Genomic DNA, 25,436 nt, shown 5'->3' with positions numbered 1-25,436 from the left:
TTGAGGCAGACTACGCAGCCGCATTACGGATGCGGACTTGAGTGAATTCACATTCCTCGTCACTGTCTCTTTGGGAGGCAAGAGAACGGCGGCCCCTGGCCGCTGTTTTCGTTTCTGCGCTCTGGTCTTCGGTTGAAAAGCCGCCTTGCAGCAGCCACTCCAGCAGTTCCGCACCCTGTTGACGCCGCCACAACGCTTGCGGCATTGCCCCTGCCTGGCCGCTCCAGCGCGCGACTGCCAATTTGGTTTCCAGCGAAGCGGCATGGGCCTGTGCCAACGACTTACGGTTGATGTAGAGCTTCATTGCTGAGATCTCCCAAAGAAATTCCTATAGCCCAGTCAGCAGATTCCTAATGCTATTTAAGTGTACCAACTCGACTGTCACGCCCTTTGATCTGCATCAATAGGGAGGCTTGCGGTAGCGTAAATCCGGTAAAATCCCGCCCCATGAGTAAATTATCCCTGGACCGAATCCTGCAGTCGCAAGGCTTCGGCACCCGTAAATACTGCCGCGCCCTGATCGAAGACGGTGACGTTTCCATCGGCGGCGAAGTGCAGGACAACTATAAAGCGACTATCGAAACCGACGGCCTGGTGCTGGAAGTGTTCGGCGAAGAGTGGGTTTATCGCGAGCACCTCTACATTGCCCTGTACAAGCCTTCCGACTACGAATGCTCCCGCAAGCCCAGCCACCACCCTGGCGTGCTGACCTTGTTGCCTGAGCAATTCACCTGGCGCGAAGTCCAGCCGGTTGGCCGCCTCGACCATGACACCACGGGCATGCTGCTGATGTCCGATGACGGCCCGTTCATCCACGCGCAGTCTTCGCCCAAGCGCCACGTGCCCAAGGTCTACCTGGCCACCACGGCCGAACCGGTGACCGACGAGCTGGTGGCCCAGATGCTGGCCGGCGTCCAGTTGCATGATGAGCCGGCTCCCCTGGCTGCCGTCACCTGCATCAAGCGCGGCGAGAACCAGCTCGAGATCGTGCTGGAGCAGGGCAAGTACCACCAGGTCAAGCGCATGCTCGCAGCTGCCGGCAATCATTGCTCCGCGCTGCACCGCTCCGCCATCGGCCAATTGCAACTCGATTCTCTGGGCCTGCAGGAAGGGGAATGGTGCTACCTCACCCCCGAACAGCTCGCGTTATTGGCGCCGGCCTGATCACTGTTTCTTCATCATGGCCGCATGTCCCGCGGCCATTTCCTGCTTGCTCAGGAAACCGTCCTTGTCGGTATCCATTTTCGCAAACATGGATGCCGATGCTTTGGCGTGCTCTTCGGCAGTAAGCACGCCATCGCCGTCAGAATCGACGGCCTTGATCTTGTCGGCTGCCGGCATGTCCGATTTCTTTGCCGCCTGGCCGCTGATGGCCTGGTGAGCTGCCGTCATTTCTGCAGCGGTTACCTTGCCATCATGGTTGGCATCCATCTTCCCGAACATCAGCTTCGCCCCGGCCGCATGTTCGGTTGCGGATACCTTGCCGTCATGGTCTGTATCCATTGTGCTGAACTCTTTCTCTGCATCTGGTGCTGCTGCCAGCGCGTGGACGGAAAGCAGTGCGCCCGCAAACAAGCCAAGTGCTTTCGGATTCATATGGCCTCCTATTCGCTCACAATGCTGAGGATATTGCCGTCGACATCCTTGAACCACGCCACTTTCATATGGCCGCCGACATGGATGTCGCCTTCAAGTGCCAGGCCGGGCAAATCGTAATGTTCGAATGTCACGCCCTTGGCCTTGAGTCGTGCGGCAATGGATTCCAATTCACTGCCGACATTCCACATGACGGCGGTAGCTTTGTTGGTACCGGCATATTCCGAACGATAGACGTTGAGCTTGCTCGCGCCGCTACGGAATATCATGACCTGCTGTTCCGGGCTGTCGAGCTTTTCCAGGCCGAGCACGTCCCCGTAGAATTTGGCAGCAGCGTCAAGATCTTTCACAGCAATCATCGCGATTGCGTCCTTGTCGGCAAACATGATTCGCCTCCAGCGGTTTGAATGACAAGCCGAGACTAGGCCCCCAGGTGAATTGCGTCCGTTCGCTGCCGCACGCGGGCTTGGTCAACGCGGCTTGTTCATTTGCGCCAGCCTGGCGCGCGACTCGTCCCGGGTCATGACGCCGAGCGCTTTTCGCTCCTCGTCAGTAACAGCATTCTCGTCGAACAGGTAGAGTTCCCACGGCAGCTTCGGGGCGCGTCTGGCGAATTGCGTCCCATACCATTGCGGCTTACCGAGATTCATCATATGACGGTCCCATGCGGCGGCGCTCAGCCACTTGCTCGACTTGTAGGCTGGCTTGAAGCTGCTGCTATCCGTAGAAGTCTTCTGCCGAGGTGATCAGGCAGCAGCAAGAGCCGATGGGGCAACGCGCAGTACATGGCGATCGAACAAGCGGTCGTGGAAGGGCAGGGCGATCACATTGATAATCGGCTCCAGCACAGCGGCCAAACCGCCGAAGGCAAGGGAGCCGGTTGCCGCGTACAAGGTAGCGAAGGCAACCAGCGCGTGCATCCCGGTTTGCGATACTTTTTCCGCCGCGACAAGTGCCAGCCGGCGTGCGCTGAAGCGCGTGCGCAGTGCGTGCCAGGCCTTTTCATGAAATGGCAGCAGCACGACGTTGATCACCGGTTCCAGCACGGCAGCCAGGCCGCCGAACGCGACCGAACCGGTCAAGACGTACATCAGGCCAAAGGCAATTCCCATGTGGGTGGTGACTTGACTCATCTTCTTCGCTGCAATTGCCATGATCGAAATCCTTTCCAGTTGAGTCAAATGGTAATGATTCGCATCCAGGAGGTAAAATTGATTATCTCTACCGAATCGATAGCATTCCTAAAATGAAACTCGCCACCCTCAAAGACGGTACCCGCGACGGCCAATTGCTCGTCGTCTCCCGCGACCTGAAAACCGCCGTGGTCGCCGATGGCATCGCCCGCAGCCTGCAACGCGCGCTGGATGACTGGAGCTTCATCTCGCCCCAGCTTGACGAGCTGTACCGCCAGCTCAACGAGGGCAAGGCCCGCCGCAGCTTCGACTTCGAGCCGAAGAACTGCATGGCACCGCTGCCGCGCGCCTTCCAGTGGGCCGACGGTTCGGCCTACGTCAATCACGTCGAGCTGGTGCGCAAGGCACGCAATGCCGAGATGCCGGCCTCGTTCTGGGAAGATCCGCTGATGTACCAGGGTGGCAGTGACGATTTCATCGGCCCTTGCGACGACATCGAGTTGAAGCATGAAGAATGGGGCATCGACTTCGAGTCGGAAATCGCCGTGATTACCGACGATGTGCCGATGGGCGCCACGCCCGACGTGGCTTTCCAGCAGATTCGCCTGCTGGTGCTGGTCAACGACGTCTCGCTGCGCAACCTGATCCCCGAGGAGCTGGCCAAAGGCTTCGGCTTCTTCCAGTCCAAGCCGGCCAGCAGCTTCTCGCCAGTGGCCGTGACGCCGGACGAACTGGGCGAAGCCTGGAGCGACGCCAAGGTCCACCTGCCGCTGCGCTCGAGCTGGAACGGCAAGCTGGTAGGCCAGCCGAATGCGGGCGTGGACATGGTGTTCAACTTCGCCCAGTTGATTTCGCATCTGGTGAAAACGCGCAATGCGCGCGCCGGCACCATCGTCGGTTCCGGCACCGTGTCCAACAAGGATGCGAAAAAGGGCTATTCCTGCATCGCCGAGAAGCGTTGCCTGGAAATGATCGCTGATGGCAAGCCGACAACTTCCTTCATGTCCTTCGGCGACACGATCAAGATCGAAATGCTGGACGCGGACGGCAAATCCATCTTCGGCGCCATCGACCAGCAAGTCTGGCAACTGGGCCGTCCTAAGGCGGCCGCAGCAACCGCGCCGGAGGCGGCCCCCGCCGAGTAAAGCGGGATTTACCTCCCTTTTCCAGCGATAGCTCTTGCCCGGCCGCAGCGATAATGGCACGGTCGATAACAGGAGCGGTCAATGGCTGAAGACAGCGAAGCCGAGAAAACAGAACCCGCGTCACAGAGGCGCCTCGAGCAGGCGCGTGAAGAAGGGGATGTACCCCGGTCGCGCGAAGTGGCGACCTTTACCGTTCTCATGGCAGCGGGTGCCGGGCTGTGGATGACCGGCTCCGGCCTGGTGCGCGAATTGAGCCGCAGCCTCACCTCGGGGCTGTCGCTGACGCGCGAGCAAGTCTACAATCCCGATGTCCTGGTGACCCGCATCCTGGTCGACGTGGTGCAGGTGATGCTGGCCTGCCTGCCGATCGCCGTCGCCGTGATGGTGGTGGCCCTGGCTTCGCCGCTGCTGGTCGGCGGCTGGCTGTTTTCGGCCAAGGCCTTCACCCCCAATTTCATGAAGCTGAATCCCATCACGGGCATCGGCAATATGTTCTCCACCAACTCGCTGGTTGAACTGGTCAAGGCCATCATCAAGTCCATCATCGTCGGCGTGGTGGCCTATATGGTCATTTCGCGCCAGCAGCAGGAGGCAATCGGCCTGATGCTCGAACCGCTGCATACCGGCAGCACCCATGTCATGAATATGCTGGGCTTCAGCTTCATCGTGATCGTCGGCGCGCTGGGGTTCATCGCCCTGATCGATGCGCCGTACCAGATGTGGCATTACGCGAACAAGCTGAAGATGACGCGCCAGGAGCTGATCCAGGAATCCAAGGAATCGGACGGCAACCCGCAAATCAAGGGCAAGATCCGCCAGCTCCAGCGCGAAATGGCGAAGAAACGCATGATGCAGGAAGTGCCGACCGCCGACGTCGTGGTGACCAACCCGACCCACTATGCGGTGGCGCTGAAATATGCCGAAGGCGGGCAGGGCGCGCCGCGCGTGGTCGCCAAGGGTACCGACGAAGTGGCGGCCAAGATCCGCGAGCTGGCCAAAGAGCACCGGGTTGCCATCCTGGAAGCGCCGCCGCTGGCGCGTGCCCTGCACAAGCACACTGAAATAGGCGATGAAATCCCGCCGCGCCTGTACGCCGCCGTGGCTGAAGTGCTGGCGTATGTGTACCAGATCAAGGCCTATCGTCCAGGCCTGCGCTACCCGGATCGCCCGTCCAGGCTCGATGTGCCGGACGATATGGACCCACTGAACAAGAAATAAACGGAGTAGAGAATGAACGCCCTGAACATGCCGCCATGGATGAAAGGTATTGCCGGTAACGGCCAGGCCTTGGCTGCACCGATCCTGATCATCATGCTGCTGGCGATGATGATCCTGCCCTTGCCGGCGTTCGTGCTCGACCTGTTCTTCAGTTTCAATATCGCGCTGTCGATCATCGTGCTGTTGACCAGCCTGTACACGATCAAGCCGCTGGACTTCATGGCATTTCCGACTGTGCTGCTGGTCTCGACCATGCTGCGCCTGTCGCTGAACGTGGCCTCGACCCGCGTTGTGCTGACCGAGGGCCACACCGGCCCGGATGCGGCAGGCAAGGTGATTGAGGCGTTCGGCCACTTCCTGATCGGCGGTAATTACACGGTCGGTATCGTGGTGTTCGTGATCCTGACCATTATCAACTTCGTGGTGGTCACCAAGGGCGCCGGCCGTATCGCTGAAGTGGGGGCGCGTTTCGCACTGGACGCAATGCCAGGCAAGCAGATGGCGATTGACGCCGACCTGAACGCGGGCCTGATCGGCGAGCCGGAAGCAAAGCGCCGCCGTAATGAGGTTTCGCAGGAGGCGGAATTCTACGGCGCCATGGATGGTGCCTCGAAATACGTGCGCGGTGACGCGGTGGCAGGCATCCTGGTGACCGTCATCAACGTGGTGGGCGGCCTGCTGGTGGGCATGATCCAGCACGACATGGGCTTTGCCGACGCGCTGAAAAACTACGTGCTGCTGGCGATTGGCGACGGCCTGGTGGCGCAGATTCCTTCGCTGGTGATTTCGATTGCAGCCGGTATCGTGGTATCGCGGGTCGCCTCCGAGACCGACATCGGCACGCAGGTGATCAGTCAGTTGTTCGCCAAGCCGCAAGTGCTGTTCATCACTGGCGGCATCATCGGCGGCCTGGGCCTGATTCCCGGCATGCCTAACCTGGTGTTCATCCTGCTGGCGTCGGTCCTGATCGGCTCCGGCTACATGCTGCAGAAGCGCGCGAAGGAAAAGGCGGAAACGGTTGCTGCGCAGGAGGCCGGCGGGCCTGGCGGTGGTGGTGCTGCCGGCGCCGCGGCCGGTGCGCAGGCGGCCCCGGAGCAGGAAGAGGCGACCTGGCAGGACGTGATGGCGGTCGATACCCTCGGCCTGGAAGTGGGCTATCGACTGATCCCGCTGGTCGACAAGACCCAGGGGGGCGAACTGCTGAAGCGTATCAAGGGCATTCGCAAGAAATTTGCGCAGGAAGTTGGCTTCCTGGCGCCGCCGGTGCACATCCGCGACAACCTGGAGTTGAAGCCTTCCGCCTACCGCATCACGCTCAAAGGCGTAGAGGTCGGTACCGGCGAGGCATTCAACGGCCAGTACCTGGCGATCAATCCGGGCATGGCAAGCGGCACGCTGCCGGGCATGGTCACTACCGATCCGGCTTTCGGCCTGCCGGCCATCTGGATCGACGCCTCGCTGCGCGACCAGGCTACCGGCATGGGTTATACCGTGGTCGATGCGGGCACCGTCGTGGCCACCCACCTGAATCACCTGATCACATCGCATGCCTCCGAATTGCTTGGCCGCGCAGAAGTGCAGTCCTTGCTGGATCACCTGGGCAAGGATTCGCCGAAGCTGGTGGAGGACCTGGTGCCGAAGATGCTGTCGCTGTCGGCGCTGCAGAAGGTGCTGCAGAACCTGCTGGCGGAAGGCGTGCATATCCGCGACATGCGCACCATTATTGAGACGCTGGCCGAGTTCACGCCGCATACCCAGGATCCGAATGAGCTGACTGCGCAGGTGCGCGTGGCCCTGGGCCGGGCGATCGTGCAGCAGTTGTTCCCGGCCGGCGGGGAGCTGTCTGTCATGACGCTCGACAATCGCCTGGAGCGCTTGCTGATGCAGGCCATGACAAGTGGTGCCGGCGACGCGGCAGGCATTGAGCCGGGGCTGGCCGATACGATTGCCCAGCAGGCTGCGGCGGCAACGCAGCAGCAGGAGGCGCTGGGCGTGACGCCGGTGCTGCTGGTGCCGGGCGCACTGCGTCCGCTGCTGTCCAAGTTCCTGCGCCGCGCACTGCCGCAGCTGAAAGTGCTGTCGCATTCGGAGATTCCGGAGACGAAGACGATTCGCGTGACTTCGCTGGTTGGTGCGCAGTAAAACCGGTAATCCCGGCTCTGACCCAAGGGTCAGACCCCGTCTGTTCACCTGCTGCGGGGTTGGCTCTGGGCCTTTGACCTTCGTCGAAGATCAACTGCGCACAACCAAAACCACGCTAGTTGCGTTGACAGGATCTGATCCTTGGGGCAGACCCGGATTTGCCGGGTTTTGAATTAAGCCGCATTTCCCAGGCTATTCCACCGATTGTTACTTCGATGCATCGTCAATAATTTGACCATGTGCGAATCTGTCGGAGTAGCAGGAAATGAACGTCAAAAAATTTACCGCCCCAACATCTCGTGAAGCGCTGCGCAAGGTACGCGAAGCGCTTGGCCCGGATGCGGTGATCCTTTCCAACCGCGCCGTCGATGGTGCGGTGGAAATCCTGGCCCTGGCCGGCGACGATGCCGCCGCCCTGGCACCGCACTCCCCGGATTCCCCGATGTCCGCACCGGCGCCGCACCTGGACCTGGCGCCAGCCTCGTCGGCCGTGGAGCATGCACCGGCCCTGGTCGCCCAGCCCGCAGCGCCGGTGGTGCGCGCCACCGCCCGTCCAGTACCGTCCGCCCCGCGCGCACCGGCCCGCCCGATTGCGCCGCTTGCGGCCGCGCCAGCGGTGGACATGGACCGCATTTCCTCCCTGGTCGCCGAAGCCGTCGCCAGCGCCAAAGCCACGGCCGCCGCCGAAATGACCAGCATGATGAGCGAACTGCGCGCCATGCGCGGCATGATGGAAACCCAGCTCAACGAACTGGCCTTCGCCAATACCCAGCAACGCGAACCGCACAAGACCGCGGTGCTGCGTGAACTGCTGGCGGCCGGCTTCTCCGCCAGCCTGGCGCGCTACCTGACCGACAAGCTGCCTGCCACCCGCGACGGCGCCGAAGCCTTGCAATGGATGCGCACCGTCCTGGCCCGCAACATCAACGCCATGAATAACGAAGACGCGTTGCTGGAAAAGGGTGGCGTGTTCGCCCTGGTCGGCCCGACCGGCGTCGGCAAGACCACCACCACCGCCAAGCTGGCGGCGCGCTGCGTGATGCGCCACGGAGCGGAAAAACTGGCCCTGATCACGACGGACGCCTACCGTATCGGCGCCCACGAACAACTGCGTATCTACGGCAAGATCCTGGGCGTAATGGTGCATTCGGTGAAGGATGAAGCCGACCTGCGCATCGCCTTGAATGAACTGCGCAACAAGCATACCGTGCTGATTGATACTGTCGGTGTCAGCCAGCGTGACCAGATGGTGGCCGAGCAGGTCGCCATGCTGCAGGGCGTGGGCACGAATGTGCAGCGCATCCTGTGCCTGAACGCTACTTCGACCCAGGAAACCCTGTCCGAAGTAGTACGTGCCTACCAGGGCAGCGGCTTGGCCGGTGCCATCATCACCAAGCTGGACGAAGCCGCCTCGATCGGCTCCGCACTGGATGTGGTGATCCGCCACAAGCTGCGCCTGTTCTACATGTCCAATGGCCAGCGCGTGCCGGAAGACCTGCACCTGGCCGATCCGGCAGTGCTGGTGGGCCGCGCCTTCGGCGGCCAGGCCGCTCCGAAATACGGCGATGCCGAACTGCCGCTGCTGGTTGCCGGCGCCGCCCATGACCCAATGCTGCGCGAGGTACGCCTTGGCTAATTTCGACTTCGACCAGGCCGAAGGCCTGCGCCGGATGCTGGCCGGCCCCCGGCCACGCATCATCACCTTCCTGTCGGCCACGCCGCAGGACGACAAGGGCGCCATGCTGGTTAACCTGGGCGCCTCGCTGTCGCAGGCCGGCAACGATGTGCTGCTGGTCGATGCCTGTGCCAGCGCCCACGGCGTGGTGTCCCGCCTCGGGCTGGACCACGGCGCCAGCCTGCTCGACGTGGCGCGCCAGCACTGCGGCCTGAACCAGGTGCTGCATGCGGCACCGCAGGGATTCAATGTGGTGTCGATGACGCGCGGCGAGGCGCGCCGCGGCCCGGACGAAGGGCGCCGCCTGGCCAAGGCCTTCGGCGTGCTGGCCAGCCAGGCCGGCATCGTGCTGGTGGACGGCGAATTCGACGGCGAAGCGTTTCCAGTGCCCTTGATGGGCAGTTCCGAGATCGTAGTACAGGTGTCGAACAGCGCCACTTCGATCAAGAATGCTTATATGATGATCAAGCGTCTCAACCATGAACTGGGCCGCAGGCCGTTCGGCATCCTGGTCACCGGCGCTTCGGAGGCCGAAGCAAGGGTGGTTTACGATAATATGGCACATGCGGCAAGCCGTTACCTGGCAGTCAACCTTGTTTCCATGGGTTCTGTGCCGGCTGACGAATACCTGCAGCGTGCAGCCCGCCTGGGTCGTGCGGTGGTGGACGCCTTCCCATTGGCCGGGGCTTCAGTGGCCTTCCGCCAGCTGGCAGGGCGTTTTGCGATGGGGAGCTGCAACCATTTTAGAGCCTGAAAAGAATTAGAACCTTTATGTACACGGTCAAAGGGAAGGTGGACAAGGATTCCTTGCTGACGACGCACATGCCGTTGGTGAAGCGCCTGGCCCACCATATGAAGGCAAAATTGCCGCCCAGCGTGGAAGTGGATGACCTGGTACAGGCCGGCATGATCGGCTTGCTTGACGCTATTAATCGATATGAAGAGACCCACGGCGCCCAGTTCGAGACTTACGCGGTGATGCGCATCCGCGGCGCCATGCTCGATGAATTGCGCTCTTCCGACTGGATGCCGCGCTCGATGCGGCAAGACATGCGGAAGATTGAAAACGCCATGGCCACGCTGCAGCAGCGCCTGGGCCGCCCGCCGACCGAGTCGGAAGTGGCGAAGTCGCTCAAGCTGTCGCTGGCCGACTACCAGGAAATGCTGTCCGAAGGCGGCGGCCACCAGCTGGTGTACTACGAAGATTTTCACGAGGAAGACGGCAACGACAGCTTCCTCGACCGCTACGCCCATGATGAAGATGCCGATCCGCTGCGCGCGCTGCTCGACACCGACTTCCGCCAGGCTGTGATCGATGCGATTGAAGCGCTACCCCCACGTGAGAAAATGCTGATGGGCCTTTACTACGAGGAAGAGCTGAACCTGAAGGAAATCGGCGCCGTGATGGGCGTGTCCGAATCCCGGGTATCGCAGTTGCACACACAAGCCGTGGCGCGCCTGCGTGCCTCGCTGCGGGAGCAGGCATGGACTGGTCCAGCGTAGCCGGCGTTCTGCTGGCGCTGGCCGGCATCATCGTCGGCCAGGGGCTGGAGGGCGGCAAGGTCAGCTCCTTGCTGCAGCCGGCGGCCTTCGCCATCGTGGTGATCGGCACGTTCGGTGCCGTCATGCTGCAGACCACCCGGCCAACTTTGCGCCGCGGCCTGACCATGCTGCGCTGGGTGTTCAAACCGCCGCCAGACACCCGCGCCCAGTTGGCACGCGACATCAATAACTGGAGCATGCTGGCCCGCCGCGACGGGCTGCTGGCGCTGGAGCGCCCCATGCTCGGCGCCAAGGACAAGTTTGTCGCCAAGGGCTTGCGCATGATCGTGGACGGGATCAATCCGGACAAGATGCGCCAGTTGCTGGACATGGAGATCACCGCCTTCGAAACGGCCGAACGCCAGGCGGTGCGGATCTGGGAATCGGCCGCCGGCTATTCACCGACCATCGGCATCCTGGGCGCCGTGCTGGGCCTGATCCACGTGATGGAAAACCTGACCGACCCGAGCAAGCTCGGTTCCGGCATTGCCGTGGCCTTCGTGTCGACCATTTACGGCGTCGGCCTGGCCAACCTGTTCTTCTACCCGATTGCCAACAAGCTGAAGACCATCGTTACGCGCCAGGTCTACCTGCAGGAGCTGACGGCAACGGTGTTTTACGACATCGCCACCGGCGACTTCACGCGCGTGATCGATGAACGGATCGCGACCCTGATGCGGGAGCCGTGACATGCAATACCGCCGCGCACGCCGCAAGTTCGACGACGATCCCGAGAACCATGAGCGCTGGCTGATCTCCTACGCCGACTTCATTACGCTGCTGTTCGCCTTCTTTGTGGTGATGTACGCAGTGTCCTCGATCAATACCGGAAAATACAAGGTCTTTTCCGATGCGCTAGGCGATGCGTTTGGCGGGGCCGGCGCGGCGCCGCCGACCAATACCGAAGTCCAGAGCCTACCAATTCCTAACCCGGCTTCGCGCAAGCGCAATGAGGCGATCAAGAAGGAGAAGGAGCAGATGACGCGCCTGGCCAAGGACCTGGCCAGCACCCTGGCGCCACTCGTCAAGGAGGGCAAGGTGCGGGTCACCCAGAATAGCCGCGGGGTGAGCGTGGAAATCAATGCTTCGGTGCTGTTCAGGGCTGGCGATGCGAGCCTGACCGAGGAATCGCGCGAGGCGCTGACGGCTGTGGCGACGCTGCTGAAGGACGACCCGCACAATGTGCAGGTGGAGGGGCATACCGATAATGTTCCGATCAGGAATGCGATCTTTCCGTCGAACTGGGAGTTGTCTGCGGTGCGGGCGGGGAGCGTGGTCAGGCTGTTTATCGAGTCGGGGATTGCTGCTTCACGCATGACGGCGGTGGGGCATGCGGACAACCAGCCGGTGGCGTCGAATGACAACCCGGAATCGCGGGCGCGCAATCGGCGGGTGGCGGTGACGATTCTTTCCGGGATTCCGGATCCTGCTACTGAGATTGCAAACCCTTAGAACCGGTAAATCTGGGTCAGACCCAAGGGTCTGACCCAGATTTACCGGTTTTACGCGCGCAGCCGCTCCGGATGCGGCACCTGCTGCCGCAGCTTTTGCCTGCGCCGCCAGTGCCACGCAGTCCCGATCGCCGCCACCAGCAACACCAGCGCCGCCATCGGCCACGCCGACGTCTGCAAATTCTTCTTCGCCTGCTCGTCCATCAACTCCTCAGGAAACGGCCTGGGCTCCGTCGGCACCACCTGCCACTTGCTGCGATCCTGCGGCGCACGCGCCATGAATTCATCGATCGAATACGCCGGCGCCGAACCAAACGCCCGGCTGGAAGGCACCTGCGGAATCCGCACCAGCATCACCGCCTCCACATCCGACTGCAACTGCTGTTCGAAGCCGCTCAACTGGCGTCCAGCCTGCCCGCCCAGCACGTTCAGCAAATCCTTGCCCAGCGCATCGAACGCCACCGCCGGGTGCAAGCGGGTCTGCTCCTCGGTGAAATAGCTGTAGGCCTTCTTGCCGCTGGCAATGCTCATTTCTTTCGCTGCCATATACGCAAAGGCGCCAACGGCTTTCAGGCGATTGGTCGGCCCCTGCAGCGGCCATTGCCAGCCCAGCTTGCGCAGCACGTCGACATTGATCCCCGTGCAGTTGGCAGCCGCATGCTGGTAGCTGAAATGGTGGGCATAGAAATCGCGGAACACCTGGTTCACGTTGGCCTGGTAAGCCTGCGCCGTGCGGGGATCCTTCAGCACGGCCACCAGCATGTACGACGGCCGGTAGTACTGCTGGCCGCTGTTCAGGTCCATCAGGTAGTTATCCATCGGCAGTGCCGACGCCACGATGCCTTTTTCGCTGTAGGAATCCAGGCCGTAGAAATTATTCACCAGCCAGTCGGACCACTCGCCTTGCGGCCCCAGCCGGCCGGTGGCGATGGCGAAATGGCCGCCGTAGGCTTCATCGTCGTCGCCCTGGGCGCCGCTCAGCATCACGGCCAGCACCGGCTTGCCGGACAGCTCGGCCGGCATGGCGCCGGGGCGCTGCCACACCTTGCGCACCGCGTACTCGCCGCGCGCGCCGCCCTCGGCATGCCGCACGAAGCCCTGCAGGTCGTCGGCCCCGGACAGCGGCTGCACCGGCAGCTTGCCGGCATCGATCACATAGTCGCGCGGCCAGATCGTGCGCGCCACGAACTGCTGCCCGGCCTCATCCCACTGGCCGCGCACGCGCACCTCGCGCTGGCGGAAGAAGGCTTCCGAGCTGGCGTTGAAGTAAGAGCGGTTGCTGGCGATCTTTGGCGCGAGACGGAAGTTGAGCGTGGTCCCATCCGCCGTATGCAGCGCTGTGCCGTCAAAGCGTGCCTGCGGCACCAATTGCGGCGAACCGAGCCAGACCAGGCCGGGCGCATCGTTGGCACTGGCGGGCGGCAGGGCAATCAGCTCGTCCTGGAAATACCACAAGGCCTGTTTCTGGCCGCAGTCCCTGCAGCGGCCGTTAGCCAGTTGATAATTGTCGGCAGGCTGCAAGCCGAACTGTTCTCCGCCAAGGGCGGAGTGAACGGAGGCCGCATCGGCTTGGGCAGTCGTGGCCGCCAGAATAATTCCTGAGAGAAATGTACGCATGCGCCCATTATGCAGAAGGTTGCATAAAAAGTCACACATTTCGACCGCTCCGGCGCTGTGCCGGCTGCGCAAAGGCTTAGCCGGCGATGAAGCCGCGCCGCGTCGTGCCGGCGGTGGTCATGCCGCTCGGGCCGTAGACCGTGGTCTGCTGCGGGCGCAAGGCCTGCAGCGCGCCCTGAGTGTGGCCCAGGTGCTTGTTGATCAGCACGCCGTTCAGGCGGTTCAATTCCTTTGCCGCCCGGGTCTGGTCCAGCAACTGCTGCCACAGGATATTGGCAGCATCGTCATGCTGGGCTTCCAGCCAGGACTCCATGCCCAGTTCCATCGCTGGATAACCGGCGTCGGCCAGGGCGCGGTGGCGCGCGGTGGCCAGGGTGGCCATTTCATTGACCAGGGCCGACTTGTGCGGGGTCAGCGAGGTCAGGTGGTCGATGTCGGCCGCTACCAGGTCTTGCTGTTCCTGTTTCAGGACTTCCAGCAATTCCGTGATCTTGCTTAACTCAGCCTGCAGGCTGTGTTTGGGGGAGACGGCGGCCATCATGCTTCCTTAGCGTTGCTTACGTGCGTGCAGCAGGTCGCGGACCGTGTCCAGCAAACCGTCTGCCACTTTTTCCGAATTGACCTGGAACTGGCCGTCAGCAATTGCCATCTTGATGCGTTCGACTTTCTTGGTGTCGAACACGGCATTGCTGGCTGCTGCGCCACTGGCCGCCATTGCCTGTCCTTGCGGGGACAGGCGCACATTGTCGGTACCTGCCTGTGGTGCGGTGGAAGTCGCTGCGGCAGTCCTGTCCGCGCTGCGCGCGTTCCCGGACGTCGCGGGCGAACTTGGCAAGCCCGGCGTGTTCTTCAATGTATCGTTGATCTTCACAGCATTATCCTCGTCTGGTTGGAGTACTTTACCCCGGCATACGAGTCTATTACGGCAACCTGCGGCCAAACTTTAGCTGGCATCGTGAAACTTGTTCAAAAAGCTACTTCGACCAGTCCGCCCAGGCGGGCAATCCCGCTGATTTGCTGGCCATTGCCGGTGCGAACTGCCACTACCTGTCCCTCCGCCGCCGAACCGGCCGCCTTGCCTTCGGCCGAAACCGAGAAGCCGTTGCCGCGGGTGACCAGCTTGACCAGCTGGCCCTGCAGGATCACCGGCTTGGCCTTTACCATGTCCACCCGGACCGGGGTGCCGGCCGAAATCGACATGCTGCTGGTCTTGCCGACCAGTTGCGCCTTGTCGGTGGCAATGCCGGGCGGCAGGGCGGTCAGTTCGCCTTGCATCATCGCCAACTGTCCATCCTCGATGGACTGGCCCTGCACCAGCGGCACGGCTGCGGCCACATAACTGCCCAACACGGATACCTGGGACTGAATATATACCGTCCACGGCGAAGGCGCCGCACAGCGCACGCCAACGGTGGTCTTGCCCCAGGCGCGCGCGCCTGGCATCAGGAAGGCTTCCGGCGCGGGGCAGGGCGCCAGGTTCAGGCGTGGATCGACTGCGCCGACGCTGACCGTGACCTTGCCCGGCAGGCCGGCAGCCTGGACTTGCAGGAATTGTTCGGCTACCTGGCGCAGGGCGGCCGGCTCCATGCGGGCCGGAGTGGCCTGGACCGCGCTGGCCGCAAACAGGCTTGCAATGATGAGGAATTGTTTCATGTTGCCCATCTTAGCTCTGGCGCGCGAGCCGCAAGCCGGGAATAGGGGCAAAAACCCCGGCCTTCTCTTCCGATCAAGCAAGCACATTGCTCCGTATCATCGAACCTGTCATCAAGCGGAGAAGTGCCATGTTAGGCAAACTCGACAACTACCTGCTGTTCAATGAAACCGCCCTCAGCCTGCGCGAGAAGCGCCAGGCCGTGCTGGCGTCGAACATCGCCAATGCCGACACGCCACATTACAAGGCGCGCGACATCGACTTTTCCGCCAACCTGCAGGAAGCCATGCAGCGCGCGGCCACCCCGCAGCCGCTGCATACCACGGCCAACAAGCATTTCCCGCGCCCGCCTCAGGATGGCAGCACGCTGCCCGACGGCACGCCGCTGCTGTTCCGCCACCCGGCGCAGGGCGCAGTGGACGGCAACACGGTCGACATGGATGTCGAACGTAACAACTTTGCCGACAATGCCTTGCGCTATGAAGCCGGCGTGACCTTTATTAATTCGCAGATCAAAGGCCTGCTGGCCGCGATCCAGGGAGGCCAGTAATGTCCTTGTTCAGCATCTTCAATGTTTCCGGTTCGGCCATGAGCGCCCAGGCCCAGCGCCTGAACGTAGTCGCCTCCAACCTGGCCAACGCCGACAGCGCCACCTCGGCCAGTGGCGAAGCCTACCGCGCCAAGCAGGTGGTGTTCGAAGCCACTCCGACTGCCAACGGCGCCGCCACCTCGGTCAAGGTGAGCCAGGTGGTGGAAGACCCTTCGCCGCTCAAGCAAGTCTACGACCCCAAGCATCCGCTGGCGGACGAGAAGGGCTATGTGACGATGCCGAACGTGAATGTCGTCGATGAGATGGTCAATATGCTGTCGGCCTCGCGCTCCTACCAGACCAATGTAGAAACCATGAATGCAGCCAAGACCATGCTGCTGAAAACCCTGACGATCGGACAGTAACTATGGCCATCACCAACACCCCAGTCACCGGCGGCAGCACGCCCTCGCAAGCCTTGCTCAACGCGGTCAACACGCGCGGCAATTCCGGCTCCGACAAAAGCGTCTCGGCCGACCAGGACAAATTCATGACGCTGCTGATCACGCAGCTGAAGAACCAGGACCCGCTGAATCCACTGGACAATGCGCAAGTCACCAGCCAGCTGGCGCAACTGCAGACCGTCACCGGCATCAACAAGCTGAACGAGACGATCGAATCATTGAAGAAAGATTACGCCAATTCGGCTTCGCTGCAGGCGACCAACCTGATCAACCACGGCGTGCTGGCGGCCGGCAAGAACCTGCAACTGGTGTCGGGCAAGGGCCTGTTCGGCGTCGAGCTGAAGAACGCCGTCGACACGCTGCAGATCGACATCAAGAACGCCGCCGGCAAGGTAGTGCACACGCAAACGCTGCAGGCAGTCGATGCCGGCGTGCTGCCACTGGGCTGGGACGGCAAGCTGGAAGACGGCAGCACCGCCGCAGACGGCATGTACAGCGTCAGCGTCAGCGGCACCCTGGGCGGCAAGGCGGCCGAAGGGGTGCAGGCGCTGACCTTCGGCACCGTGGCCAGCGTGTCCACCGGCGCTGGCGGCACCAAGCTCAATGTTCCAGCCATCGGTCAGCTGACCATGGACGATATCAAACAAGTTTTGTAAGCCCAACCTGATAGGGGAAATACCATGTTTCAACAAGGTCTCAGCGGCCTGAATGCCGCAGGCAAGTCGCTCGACGTTATCGGCAATAACATCGCCAATGCGAGCACGGTGGGCTTCAAAGGTTCGCAGGCGCAGTTTGCCGACCTGTACGCCAACTCCCTGAACGGCGTGGCAGGCAACAACCCGGGCATCGGCGTGAGCATTTCGCGCATCGCGCAGCAGTTCACGCAGGGTAATATCGAGACCACCAACAATCCGCTGGACGTGTCCATCAACGGCGGCGGCTTCTTCCGCACCGTGGCGCCGAGCGGCGAAGTGCAGTACTCGCGCAACGGCCAGTTCCTGCTCGATAAGAACGGCATCATCACCAACGCCCAGGGCAATGCCATCACCGGCTACCTGGCCAACCAGAGCGGCGTGATCCTGGCCGGCGCGCCGGTGCCGATCAAGATCGATACCGCCGACCTGACCCCGGTCGAGACCACCGAAGCGAACTTCAAGATCAACCTGTCGTCCACCTCGCCGGTACCGACCAAGGTGCCGTTCGACGCCTCCGATCCGCTGACCTACACCAAGCAGACCGTGATGGACGTGTTCGACAGCCTGGGCAATGCCCACACCATGTCGGTGTTCTACGTGAACAAAGGCAGCGGCGTATGGGATGTGTACGCCGGCAGCGATGGCGTGCAGATCGATTCGAAGAAGATTGCGCAAGCCGTGCTGACCGATCCGGCGTCGCTGGCGGCGCGCGCTGCCTACAACACGGCAGCGGCGGCCGGCAATGCGGCCGGCATGCTGGCGGCCCAGCAAGCGTATTCCGCTGCTGCCGGTGCGGCCATGACCGCGGCAGCGACTGCAGCCGGCGCCACTGCGAGCCAGTTGGCAAAACTGGCTGCGGTATATACGCCACCGACCGACGTGGGCGCCGTCCCGGGCAATACTCCCGACATCATCGACCAGAAACTGGCGGCGGCAATCACGGTCCCGGCAGTCAAGGTCGGCACCCTGGCATTCGACACCAACGGCCAGTTGAGCGCCGCGCGCATGGCGCTGCTGACGCCACCCCAGACCTTGCCGTTCACGATCAACCTGCCGATCTTCCCGGACAACGGCGCCGACCTGACGATGACGATTTCCACCAACTTCCTCGGCACCACGCAGTACGGCTCGCCGACCAGCGAAAAGGAATCGACCCAGAACGGCTATTCTTCCGGCAGCCTGCAGCGCTTCTCGACCGATGCCAGCGGCACCATCATCGGCCAGTACAGCAACGGCAAGTCGCGGCCACTGGCGCAATTCGTGCTGGCCAACTTCGCCAGCCCGGACGGCCTGATTCCTCTTGGTAACAACGTGTGGGCGGAAAGCTCCGCTTCCGGTGCACCGCAAGTCGGCACGCCGGGCGAGGGCAACCTGGGCCAGCTGCGTTCCTCCTCGGTCGAATCGTCCAACGTGGACTTGACCAAGGAACTGGTCGACATGATCACCGCGCAGCGCGTCTACCAGGCCAATGCGCAGACCATCAAGACCCAGGACTCGGTGCTGCAAACCCTGGTCAACCTGCGTTAATCGGATAAAGCGAGCAAGCGATGGACCGCCTTGTCTACACCGCCGCCACCGGCGCGCGCCACATCCTGGAGCAGCAGGCCACCACGTCGAACAACCTGGCCAATGCCACCACGACCGGCTTTCGCGCCCAGCTCGATTCCTTCCGTGCCGTGCCGGTGGTGGCGGAAGGTTTGCCGACCCGTACCTTCGTGGTCGACAACACGGTCGGCTCGGATTTCCGCGCCGGCGCGATGCAGACCACGGGGCGGGCGCTGGACGTGGCCCTGCGCGGCGACGGCTTCATTGCCGTGCAATCGACCGACGGCTCCGAAGCCTATACCCGCAACGGCAGCCTGAAGGTTAGTGAGAACGGCATGCTGCAAACGGCGGCTGGGCTCACGCTGGTGGGCGAGAACGGCCCGATCGCGATCCCGCCCGACGCCCAGGTGGCCATTGCCGCCGACGGCACCGTGTCGGCCATCGACACCACCCAGACCCAACCCGGCCCATCGAATGTGCTGGGCCGCATCAAGCTGGTCAACCCGGACGTCAAAGGCCTGGTGCGCGGCGACGATGGCCTGTTCCGCCAGCAAAGCGGCCTGCCGGCCGATCCCGACCAGAACGTACGCCTGGCCGACGGCACGCTGGAAGGCAGCAACGTCAACCCGATCGATGCCATGGTCAATATGATCGCCTTGGCACGTTCTTTCGAAACGCAAATGAGTTTGCTGAAAAACGCGGAAAATAATGCCGCCAAGGCCACGCAAATCTTGGCGTTGAATTAATATTGCATTAATCTTGTTGCTCACTGGCAACGAATGACGCCTGCGCCATTGCGCACTGCGCCAGGATTCCCCATCATGGAATCTTTCATCTCTGCAGTACAACGATATGGCTCGTCCCGAGGAACGCTACGCCACTGTGGTCCTGCCGTTTGTGCTGGCCGTGGCAGCGCTCACCCTGGTGGCCGTGTTCAGCCTGTCGATTGCCGCCACGCTGCGTGCCTACGTCGGCGGCGAAAGCCACTGGTCCAAGGGCCAGAAAGCCGCCATCGCCTCGCTGCAGCGCTATCTCGTTACCGCTGACGAACAGGATTACGCCCAGTTCCAGTCCGAACTGGCCGTGCCGCTATCGGACATGCGCGCGCGGCGCGAGATGGACCAGCAACAGATGGACTGGGACGTGGTGCGCGAAGGCTTCCTGGGCGGCCGCAATGCCGAAGAAGACGTGCGCGGCATGGTCTGGCTGTACCGTAATTTCAAGGATATCTACCTGATGGCGCGCGCCATCACCTACTGGGAACACAGCGACGAGCACCTATTGCGCCTGCGTGAACTGGGCGAACGCGTGCACGGCATGCCGCCGGCTGCACGCCGGGCACCGGTGGTGCTGCTGGAAATCCAGGAAATCGACCGCCGCCTGACTCCGCTTGCCATCGGCTTTGCCGCCGCCATCAACGATGCCGCACGCCAGGTCTCGACTGCCTTGCTGGCCGTGCTGCTGTTGGCAGCCGCCGTGCTGGCCTGGAGCGGCAACAGCTACCTGCGCCGCTCCTTCGCCCGCCGCGAACGCCTGCTGCAGCAACTGCGCCAAAGCGAGGCGGAAGCCTTCGCCGAGAAAGAGCTGGTGCAGGTGACCCTGGGTTCGATTGCCGACGCCGTCATCACGACCGACCGCGAGCAACGCGTCAGCTACAGCAACCGCAATGCCGAACAGATGCTGGGCATGTCAGGCGCCGACATGCTCGGCCGCCCGCTGGATCAAGTGTGCCGGCTGGAAGGCGAAGGCGGAGCGCTGCACCTGCTGGCAGCCGACGGCACGCTGCTGCCAGTCGACCGCTCGGTGGCGCCGATCCACGCGCCGGACGGCGCTGCCATCGGCCAGGTCATCGTGCTGCACGACGCCAGCGAAGCGCGCCGGCACGCCGCGCAATTGAGCTACCAGGCCACGCACGACGAGTTGACCGACATCCTCAACCGGCGCGAATTCGAACGGCGCCTGCGCGAACTGCTGGCGGCCTTGCGGCAGGGCAGCGGCGGCGAGCATGCCGTGCTATACCTCGACCTGGACCGCTTCAAGATCATCAACGACACCAGCGGCCATGCAGCCGGCGACGAATTGATCAAGCAAGTCAGCCAGCTCCTGCAAGCCACGCTGCGCGAACGCGATATCGTCGGCCGCCTTGGCGGCGATGAATTCGGCATCATGCTGACCCTGTGCAGCCACGAGGATGCCTTGCGCGTCGCGGAAAAAGTGCGCAAGGCCGTGGTGGACCTGCATTTCGCCTGGGGCGTGCGCAGCTACCGCATCGGCGTCAGCATCGGCCTGGTGCTGCTTGATAGCCGCAGCAGCAGCCTGAAGGAAGTGATGAAAGCGGCCGATGCCGCCTGCTACATGGCGAAAGAAAAAGGCCGCAACCGCATCCACCTGTACAGCGACGACGATGCCGAACTGTCAGTGCGCCAGACTGAAATGGAGGCAGTGTCGCGCATCCGCGCCGCGCTGGAAAACGACCGTTTCTGCCTGCACCTGCAAACGATCGCCCCGCTGCGCGGCGGCCGCGCCCATGCCGAAGTACTGGTGCGCATGCTGGACGAGCAGGGCGGCCTGGTGCCGCCAATGGCTTTCATTCCGGCTGCGGAACGTTACGACCTGATGCCGCTGCTCGATCGCTGGGTGATCCGCCACGCCTTCGAAGCGCTGGCGCAGCAGCCGCCAGGCACGAGCTGGGCCATCAACCTGTCCGGCGCCTCGGTATGCGACGAGGGCTTGCTGGAATTCGTGCTGGAGCAGCAGCGCAGGACTGGCGTGGCGCTGGAGGACGTGTGCTTTGAAATCACGGAAACGGTGGCAGTGGCCAACCTGGCCCAGGCGGCAACGCTGATCCAGGACCTGCAGGCACAGGGCGCTCGCTTCGCGCTTGACGACTTTGGCGCCGGCATGTCCTCCTTCGCCTACCTGAAACACCTGCCTGTCGATTACGTAAAGATCGATGGCAGCTTCATTAAAGGCATCCTGCATAACCCAACCGAGCGCGCCATGGTCGAATCGATCAACCAGATCGCGCACGTGATGGGCAAGCAGACCATTGCCGAATTCGTCGAGGACGACGCAGTGCTGGCCTGCCTGCGCGCGATGGGTGTCGATTTTGCCCAGGGATATGGGGTAGGGCGGCCCGAGCCCCTGCAGGCAGCCCGGCAGGCGGACAAGGAAGTTGCGCTCTGACCTTGGCGCTTACATCAGCTGTATCCCCCCACCAATATTGCAAGACCTTCGCCATCTCCTGCGACATCGCGTAAAGCGGCAGTTTCCCGCTATCGTTTCTGGTGAAAACAAGCGCAGGGAAATTACCGCGCCTGCTTGTGTAGAGGATGCCAGTGGCAGCGCGCAAAGCGGCGCCGTGGTAAGGAAGATAGCAGGAGTCTTTGTCATTTCATGAATCGAAAGTTGGTCCGCTTTTGAGGTTGAGTTGCTTGCCTATTCATCGTCGTCCATCGGTCGATCGGGGAAGACTTGAAGGGCGTATTCACTTGTATCAAAAGCCTTGTCGAACTCTTCGCGGGTCTTCCATTTTTCCTTGCTGCCTGGCGTTCCGAACACCAGGTCGGCAATCAGGAGCGGAGCGCTGGTCTTCAACAGCCTGTCGTCGAAATCCGGATTGGGCCCAGGGCGCGGCTGGCGCCAGTCGTTGACCGTGATGATGCGTTTGATCTTGCCTTTCGCATCGAGTTGCTCATGCCGCAGGACGTATCCCTCCAGCATGTAGAAGCGGTGCCGGGAAATGTGCTCGTTCGGCTTGAACAGCTCATATAAACGGGTATGTCCGTCCAGCCATGACCGGAAGGTCTTTCGACAAATCGGCCTGGATAATCTGTTCGTACGCAAGGGTCAAGTCCTGCTCCAGCAGGCTGCGGGATAGGGCATTTCCTTTGGCGTGCTGTGCTATCTGCTCAAACATCCCTTGCCCCTGTCCCAGATGCTGGCGCGGCAACCATAAATCGACCCTGCAGACACGCAGCGAGCGGTCTTTGGGATTGGCCTCGAAGTACCACAGCGTTAACGTGCCGGCTTCGCCCGGCGAAAGCTTTTGATCCTGCTTCCTTATGCCCGCAGGCGGTGGTGGCGGATACGGTGCGCGAGTCCGTCCGTAAGGGGATTCGCCGAATGCCATGAGGCCCTCCGGCGTTTCGCCCGTGTAGACGCCGATGTCATTTGATGGCGGAACCATTGGGTTGGCCTGGAAACATGCGGCAGCGCAGTTTCCACACGCGGCAGGGAGGGCGAGCACGAACGCGAGATGGCGTTTTCTGGCAGATTGGACTTCTTTGTCGTGCGGCATACAGCAATAATTGTCAAATAGAAAACAATGGCAGAGCTGAACAATTCGCGCCACGCGCGTGAATAGGCGGGGGAAAACCAGCCAGATCGAAGCTTTGAGTTGATCCTTGCCACGGGATAATGCCCATATAGAAAAACCGCTTAGTTTTACCGTTTAAGGGGCAGCAAATGATTCGATCACTGTGGATTGCCAAGACCGGCATGGAAGCGCAGCAGACCCAGATGGACGTGGTGTCCAACAACCTGGCGAATGTGAGCACCAACGGCTTCAAGAAGTCGCGCGCGGTCTTCGAAGACCTGCTGTACCAGAACATCCGCCAGCCGGGCGCCGCGTCTTCGCAACAGACCCAGCTTCCATCGGGCATGCAGCTCGGCACCGGCGTGCGCCCGGTATCCATCGAGCGCATCCATACCCAGGGCAACCCGCAGTCGACCGGCAACGACAAGGACATGATGGTCAACGGCAACGGTTTCTTCCCGGTCCTGCTGCCGGACGGTACCACCGCCTACACCCGCGACGGTTCCTTCCAGCGCGATAACAATGGCCAGATGGTGACTTCCAGCGGCTTCGTGCTGCAGCCGGCGATTACGATCCCGATCAATGCCACCAGCATTACGGTTGGCCGCGACGGCATCGTGTCGGTCACCCTGCCGGGCCAGGCTGCCCCGCAGCAGATCGGCGCGATCCAGCTGGCGACCTTCATCAACCCGACCGGCCTGGAGTCGAAGGGCGAAAACCTGTACGTGGAAACCGGCTCGTCCGGTGCGGCTACCCAGAACCAGCCTGGTACCAACGGCACTGGCGTGATCCTGCAGGGCTATGTGGAAACCTCGAATGTGAACGTGGTCGAGGAAATGGTGAACATGATCCAGACCCAGCGCGCTTACGAAATCAATTCGAAGGCGATTACCACCTCCGACCAGATGCTGCAGCGCCTGTCGCAGCTGTAATCGAACGAGCCAGCCATGCGATTCCGTCTTGCCGCCACCATCATCGCCGCTGCGCTGCTGTCCGCCTGCGCCGGTGCGCCAACCTCGATCGTCAACGGCCCGACCAGCGCCCGTCCGCTGCCGCCGCCGTATCCGCCGGCGGCGCAGAACAATGGTGCGATCTACCAGGCCAGCACCTTCCGCCCGGCCTTTGAAGACCGCCGCGCACGCCACGTGGGCGACGTGATCAATGTCGTCATTACGGAGAGCACGTCTGCCGTCAAGAATGGCGCCAGCGCCGGCAGCAAGTCCGGCAGCGTCAACTTCGGCATTCCGGGCGTGCTGCAAAACCGCTTCGGCACCAACGTCGCCACCAGTGCCGACAACAAGTTTGCCGATGCCGACAGCCAGACGCTGAGCAACAGCTTCCGCGGCACCATTGGTGCCACCGTGGTGGAAGTGCTGTCCAACGGTAACCTGATCATCGCCGGCGAAAAACAGGTCGGCATGAACAAGGCGACCGAATACATCCGCATTTCCGGCATGGTCAATCCGGATTCGATCAACGGCAATTCGGTGGCGTCGACCTCGATCGCCGACGCCCGCGTCGAATATCGTACCAAGAGCAATATCGATGGCGCCGAAGTGCAATCGATGCTGTCGCGCTTCTTCCTCAGCCTGCTGCCTTTCTGATCATGAAGACTTTCAAGCTCCTCACTCTTTGCGCAGCCTTGCTGCTGGCGCCGGCCGTGCAGGCAGAGCGCCTGAAAGACCTGGCCAGCGTTGCCGGCGTGCGCCAGAACCAGCTGATGGGGTATGGCCTGGTGGTCGGCCTCGACGGCTCCGGCGACCAGACCACGCAGACCCCGTTCACCGTGCAATCGGTGGCTTCCATGCTGCAGCAGATGGGCGTGGCGCTGCCGCCGGGCACCACGCTGCAATTGAAGAACGTGGCGGCAGTCATGGTCACCACCAACTTGCCGGCGTTCGCGCAACCGGGTCAGCAGATCGACGTCACCGTTTCCTCGATGGGCAACGCCAAGTCGCTGCGTGGCGGCACGCTGCTGATGACGCCATTGAAAGGCGCCGATGGCCAGGTGTACGGCATGGCGCAAGGTAACGTGCTGGTCGGTGGCGTGGGCGCGCAGGCGCCGGGCGGCGGCGCCGCAGTCGTGGTCAACCACCTGTCGGTCGGCCGCATCTCCGGCGGCGCCACGGTGGAACGCGCGGTGCCCACCACGCTGGGCGACGGCAGCCAGATCCGCCTCGAACTGAACAACACCGACTTTGCCACGGCCAGCCGCGTGGTCCATGCCATCAACGACAAATACGGCGCCGGCGTGGCCTATGCCCAGGATGGCCGCACGATTCGCGTCACCGCGCCGTCGTCGAGCGACGCGCGGGTAGCCTTTATCGGCGAGCTGGAAAACATGGACGTGCGTCCGGCGCGCCAGGCTGCCAAAGTCATCATGAATGCCCGCACCGGCTCGGTGGTGATGAACCAGGAAGTGACGCTTGAGACGTGCGCCATATCGCACGGCAACCTGTCAGTATCGGTGAGTGCCGACACGCAGGTCAGCCAGCCCAATCCGCTCAGCGGCGGGCAGACCGTGGTAACCCAGCAGGGCAGTGTCGACATCAAGAAAGACTCCGGCAAGGTCATCATGCTGAAGGGCGGCGCGTCGCTGGCCGACGTGGTGAAAGCCCTCAACGCCATCGGCGCTTCGCCGCAAGACTTGCTGGCCATCCTGCAGGCGATGAAGGCAGCCGGTTCGCTGCGCGCCGAGCTGGAAATCATTTGAGG

General features: G+C 62.3%; 29 protein-coding genes. 18 read left to right on the top strand and 11 right to left on the bottom strand.

The annotated features are described in order from the left end of the window. Nucleotides 1-10 precede the first annotated feature (10 nt). Nucleotides 11-304: a hypothetical protein gene (locus ACN9MZ_RS23510; RefSeq protein ID WP_426339276.1), complete on the bottom strand. Its 294-nt coding sequence runs from the start codon at nt 302-304 to the stop codon at nt 11-13. A gap of 143 nt (nt 305-447) precedes the next feature. Here ACN9MZ_RS23510 and ACN9MZ_RS23505 point away from each other — a divergent pair, with 143 nt between their 5' ends. Continuing rightward, nucleotides 448-1,164, top strand: a complete 717-nt coding sequence (locus ACN9MZ_RS23505; protein ID WP_426339275.1) for a pseudouridine synthase — start codon at nt 448-450, stop codon at nt 1,162-1,164. On the opposite strand, the gene ACN9MZ_RS23500 is transcribed toward ACN9MZ_RS23505, so the two are convergent. From ACN9MZ_RS23500 to ACN9MZ_RS23485, 4 genes are all read right to left on the bottom strand, one after another. Continuing rightward, nucleotides 1,165-1,596 (bottom strand): EF-hand domain-containing protein, encoded by a 432-nt coding sequence (locus ACN9MZ_RS23500; protein ID WP_426339274.1) that lies wholly within the window; start codon nt 1,594-1,596, stop codon nt 1,165-1,167. It lies immediately after the preceding gene. 8 nt (nt 1,597-1,604) lie between these two features. After that, nucleotides 1,605-1,982 (bottom strand): VOC family protein, encoded by a 378-nt coding sequence (locus ACN9MZ_RS23495; RefSeq protein WP_426339273.1) that lies wholly within the window; start codon nt 1,980-1,982, stop codon nt 1,605-1,607. Nucleotides 1,983-2,066: 84 nt separating this feature from the next. After that, nucleotides 2,067-2,249, bottom strand: a complete 183-nt coding sequence (locus tag ACN9MZ_RS23490) for a hypothetical protein (protein ID WP_426339272.1) — start codon at nt 2,247-2,249, stop codon at nt 2,067-2,069. Nucleotides 2,250-2,342: 93 nt separating this feature from the next. Next, entirely contained in the window at nt 2,343-2,750 is a 408-nt protein-coding gene (locus tag ACN9MZ_RS23485) for a DUF2061 domain-containing protein (protein WP_426339271.1), read from the bottom strand. Nucleotides 2,751-2,842: 92 nt separating this feature from the next. Here ACN9MZ_RS23485 and ACN9MZ_RS23480 point away from each other — a divergent pair, with 92 nt between their 5' ends. The 8 genes from ACN9MZ_RS23480 to motD all read left to right on the top strand — a co-directional run bounded on the left by ACN9MZ_RS23480 (nt 2,843) and on the right by motD (nt 11,903). Next, a complete protein-coding gene (locus tag ACN9MZ_RS23480) occupies nt 2,843-3,874 on the top strand; it encodes a fumarylacetoacetate hydrolase family protein (protein ID WP_426339270.1) in 1,032 nt (343 codons plus the stop codon). An 81-nt stretch (nt 3,875-3,955) separates the two neighbouring features. Then, nucleotides 3,956-5,092 (top strand): flagellar biosynthesis protein FlhB, encoded by a 1,137-nt coding sequence (gene flhB / locus ACN9MZ_RS23475; protein WP_426339269.1) that lies wholly within the window; start codon nt 3,956-3,958, stop codon nt 5,090-5,092. Nucleotides 5,093-5,104: 12 nt separating this feature from the next. After that, the gene (flhA, locus tag ACN9MZ_RS23470; RefSeq protein ID WP_426339268.1) at nt 5,105-7,234 is read left to right on the top strand and encodes a flagellar biosynthesis protein FlhA; all 2,130 of its coding nucleotides are present in this window, start codon (nt 5,105-5,107) and stop codon (nt 7,232-7,234) included. Nucleotides 7,235-7,499: 265 nt separating this feature from the next. Further along, nucleotides 7,500-8,870 carry a flagellar biosynthesis protein FlhF gene (gene flhF, locus ACN9MZ_RS23465; RefSeq protein WP_426339267.1) on the top strand — a complete coding sequence of 457 codons (1,371 nt, stop codon included), beginning with the start codon at nt 7,500-7,502 and terminating at the stop codon, nt 8,868-8,870. Continuing rightward, nucleotides 8,863-9,663 (top strand): MinD/ParA family ATP-binding protein, encoded by an 801-nt coding sequence (locus tag ACN9MZ_RS23460; RefSeq protein ID WP_426339266.1) that lies wholly within the window; start codon nt 8,863-8,865, stop codon nt 9,661-9,663. Before flhF ends, ACN9MZ_RS23460 begins: the two co-directional genes overlap by 8 nt. Before the next feature lie 17 nt (nt 9,664-9,680). Next, nucleotides 9,681-10,412, top strand: coding sequence for an RNA polymerase sigma factor FliA (locus ACN9MZ_RS23455; protein WP_057260429.1), 732 nt, complete (start codon nt 9,681-9,683; stop codon nt 10,410-10,412). Then, entirely contained in the window at nt 10,394-11,140 is a 747-nt protein-coding gene (locus tag ACN9MZ_RS23450) for a flagellar motor protein (protein WP_426339265.1), read from the top strand. Before ACN9MZ_RS23455 ends, ACN9MZ_RS23450 begins: the two co-directional genes overlap by 19 nt. 1 nt (nt 11,141) lies before the next feature. Then, nucleotides 11,142-11,903, top strand: a complete 762-nt coding sequence (motD, locus tag ACN9MZ_RS23445) for a flagellar motor protein MotD (protein ID WP_426339264.1) — start codon at nt 11,142-11,144, stop codon at nt 11,901-11,903. 50 nt (nt 11,904-11,953) lie between these two features. On the opposite strand, the gene ACN9MZ_RS23440 is transcribed toward motD, so the two are convergent. The 4 genes from ACN9MZ_RS23440 to flgA all read right to left on the bottom strand — a co-directional run bounded on the left by ACN9MZ_RS23440 (nt 11,954) and on the right by flgA (nt 15,172). Beyond that, a complete protein-coding gene (locus ACN9MZ_RS23440; protein ID WP_426339263.1) occupies nt 11,954-13,519 on the bottom strand; it encodes a hypothetical protein in 1,566 nt (521 codons plus the stop codon). A gap of 76 nt (nt 13,520-13,595) precedes the next feature. Beyond that, nucleotides 13,596-14,060, bottom strand: a complete 465-nt coding sequence (locus tag ACN9MZ_RS23435) for a flagella synthesis protein FlgN (protein ID WP_426339262.1) — start codon at nt 14,058-14,060, stop codon at nt 13,596-13,598. Between the two features lie 6 nt (nt 14,061-14,066). Next, entirely contained in the window at nt 14,067-14,390 is a 324-nt protein-coding gene (flgM, locus tag ACN9MZ_RS23430) for a flagellar biosynthesis anti-sigma factor FlgM (protein ID WP_426339261.1), read from the bottom strand. Between the two features lie 95 nt (nt 14,391-14,485). Next, the gene (gene flgA, locus ACN9MZ_RS23425) at nt 14,486-15,172 is read right to left on the bottom strand and encodes a flagellar basal body P-ring formation chaperone FlgA (protein ID WP_426339260.1); all 687 of its coding nucleotides are present in this window, start codon (nt 15,170-15,172) and stop codon (nt 14,486-14,488) included. A 128-nt stretch (nt 15,173-15,300) separates the two neighbouring features. Here flgA and flgB point away from each other — a divergent pair, with 128 nt between their 5' ends. From flgB to ACN9MZ_RS23395, 6 genes are all read left to right on the top strand, one after another. Further along, entirely contained in the window at nt 15,301-15,720 is a 420-nt protein-coding gene (gene flgB, locus ACN9MZ_RS23420) for a flagellar basal body rod protein FlgB (RefSeq protein ID WP_426339259.1), read from the top strand. Continuing rightward, the gene (gene flgC / locus ACN9MZ_RS23415; RefSeq protein WP_426163796.1) at nt 15,720-16,124 is read left to right on the top strand and encodes a flagellar basal body rod protein FlgC; all 405 of its coding nucleotides are present in this window, start codon (nt 15,720-15,722) and stop codon (nt 16,122-16,124) included. Before flgB ends, flgC begins: the two co-directional genes overlap by 1 nt. A gap of 2 nt (nt 16,125-16,126) precedes the next feature. Next, complete coding sequence (locus ACN9MZ_RS23410; RefSeq protein ID WP_426339258.1) at nt 16,127-16,819, top strand: flagellar hook assembly protein FlgD; 693 nt, start codon at nt 16,127-16,129, stop codon at nt 16,817-16,819. A gap of 24 nt (nt 16,820-16,843) precedes the next feature. Next, nucleotides 16,844-18,385, top strand: coding sequence for a flagellar hook protein FlgE (locus ACN9MZ_RS23405; RefSeq protein ID WP_426339257.1), 1,542 nt, complete (start codon nt 16,844-16,846; stop codon nt 18,383-18,385). A gap of 20 nt (nt 18,386-18,405) precedes the next feature. Further along, the gene (gene flgF / locus ACN9MZ_RS23400) at nt 18,406-19,149 is read left to right on the top strand and encodes a flagellar basal-body rod protein FlgF (protein ID WP_426339256.1); all 744 of its coding nucleotides are present in this window, start codon (nt 18,406-18,408) and stop codon (nt 19,147-19,149) included. Nucleotides 19,150-19,255: 106 nt separating this feature from the next. After that, the gene (locus ACN9MZ_RS23395; protein ID WP_426339255.1) at nt 19,256-21,589 is read left to right on the top strand and encodes an EAL domain-containing protein; all 2,334 of its coding nucleotides are present in this window, start codon (nt 19,256-19,258) and stop codon (nt 21,587-21,589) included. Nucleotides 21,590-21,841: 252 nt separating this feature from the next. On the opposite strand, the gene ACN9MZ_RS23390 is transcribed toward ACN9MZ_RS23395, so the two are convergent. Together ACN9MZ_RS23390 and ACN9MZ_RS23385 are read right to left on the bottom strand one after the other, a co-directional pair. Next, complete coding sequence (locus ACN9MZ_RS23390) at nt 21,842-22,126, bottom strand: hypothetical protein (protein WP_426339254.1); 285 nt, start codon at nt 22,124-22,126, stop codon at nt 21,842-21,844. A 43-nt stretch (nt 22,127-22,169) separates the two neighbouring features. Next, nucleotides 22,170-22,703, bottom strand: coding sequence for a hypothetical protein (locus ACN9MZ_RS23385; RefSeq protein ID WP_426339253.1), 534 nt, complete (start codon nt 22,701-22,703; stop codon nt 22,170-22,172). Nucleotides 22,704-22,870: 167 nt separating this feature from the next. On the opposite strand from ACN9MZ_RS23385, the gene flgG reads away from it, so the two are divergent. Genes flgG through ACN9MZ_RS23370 form a run of 3 tightly spaced genes read left to right on the top strand, consistent with a single transcriptional unit; the run spans nt 22,871 to nt 25,434 of the window. Beyond that, on the top strand, nt 22,871-23,653 hold the full coding sequence (gene flgG, locus ACN9MZ_RS23380; protein WP_426339252.1) for a flagellar basal-body rod protein FlgG: 783 nt from the start codon (nt 22,871-22,873) through the stop codon (nt 23,651-23,653). A gap of 15 nt (nt 23,654-23,668) precedes the next feature. Continuing rightward, on the top strand, nt 23,669-24,325 hold the full coding sequence (locus ACN9MZ_RS23375) for a flagellar basal body L-ring protein FlgH (RefSeq protein WP_426339251.1): 657 nt from the start codon (nt 23,669-23,671) through the stop codon (nt 24,323-24,325). 2 nt (nt 24,326-24,327) lie between these two features. Beyond that, entirely contained in the window at nt 24,328-25,434 is a 1,107-nt protein-coding gene (locus ACN9MZ_RS23370; RefSeq protein ID WP_426339250.1) for a flagellar basal body P-ring protein FlgI, read from the top strand. Nucleotides 25,435-25,436: the final 2 nt, after the last annotated feature.

Origin of the sequence: Pseudoduganella sp. S-14, assembly GCF_049913285.1 — a bacterium.
Classification (GTDB): Bacteria; Pseudomonadota; Gammaproteobacteria; order Burkholderiales; family Burkholderiaceae_D; genus Rugamonas.
The sequence above is the reverse complement of the archived record's forward strand: the minus strand, read 5'-3'. Positions and strand labels throughout refer to the sequence as shown.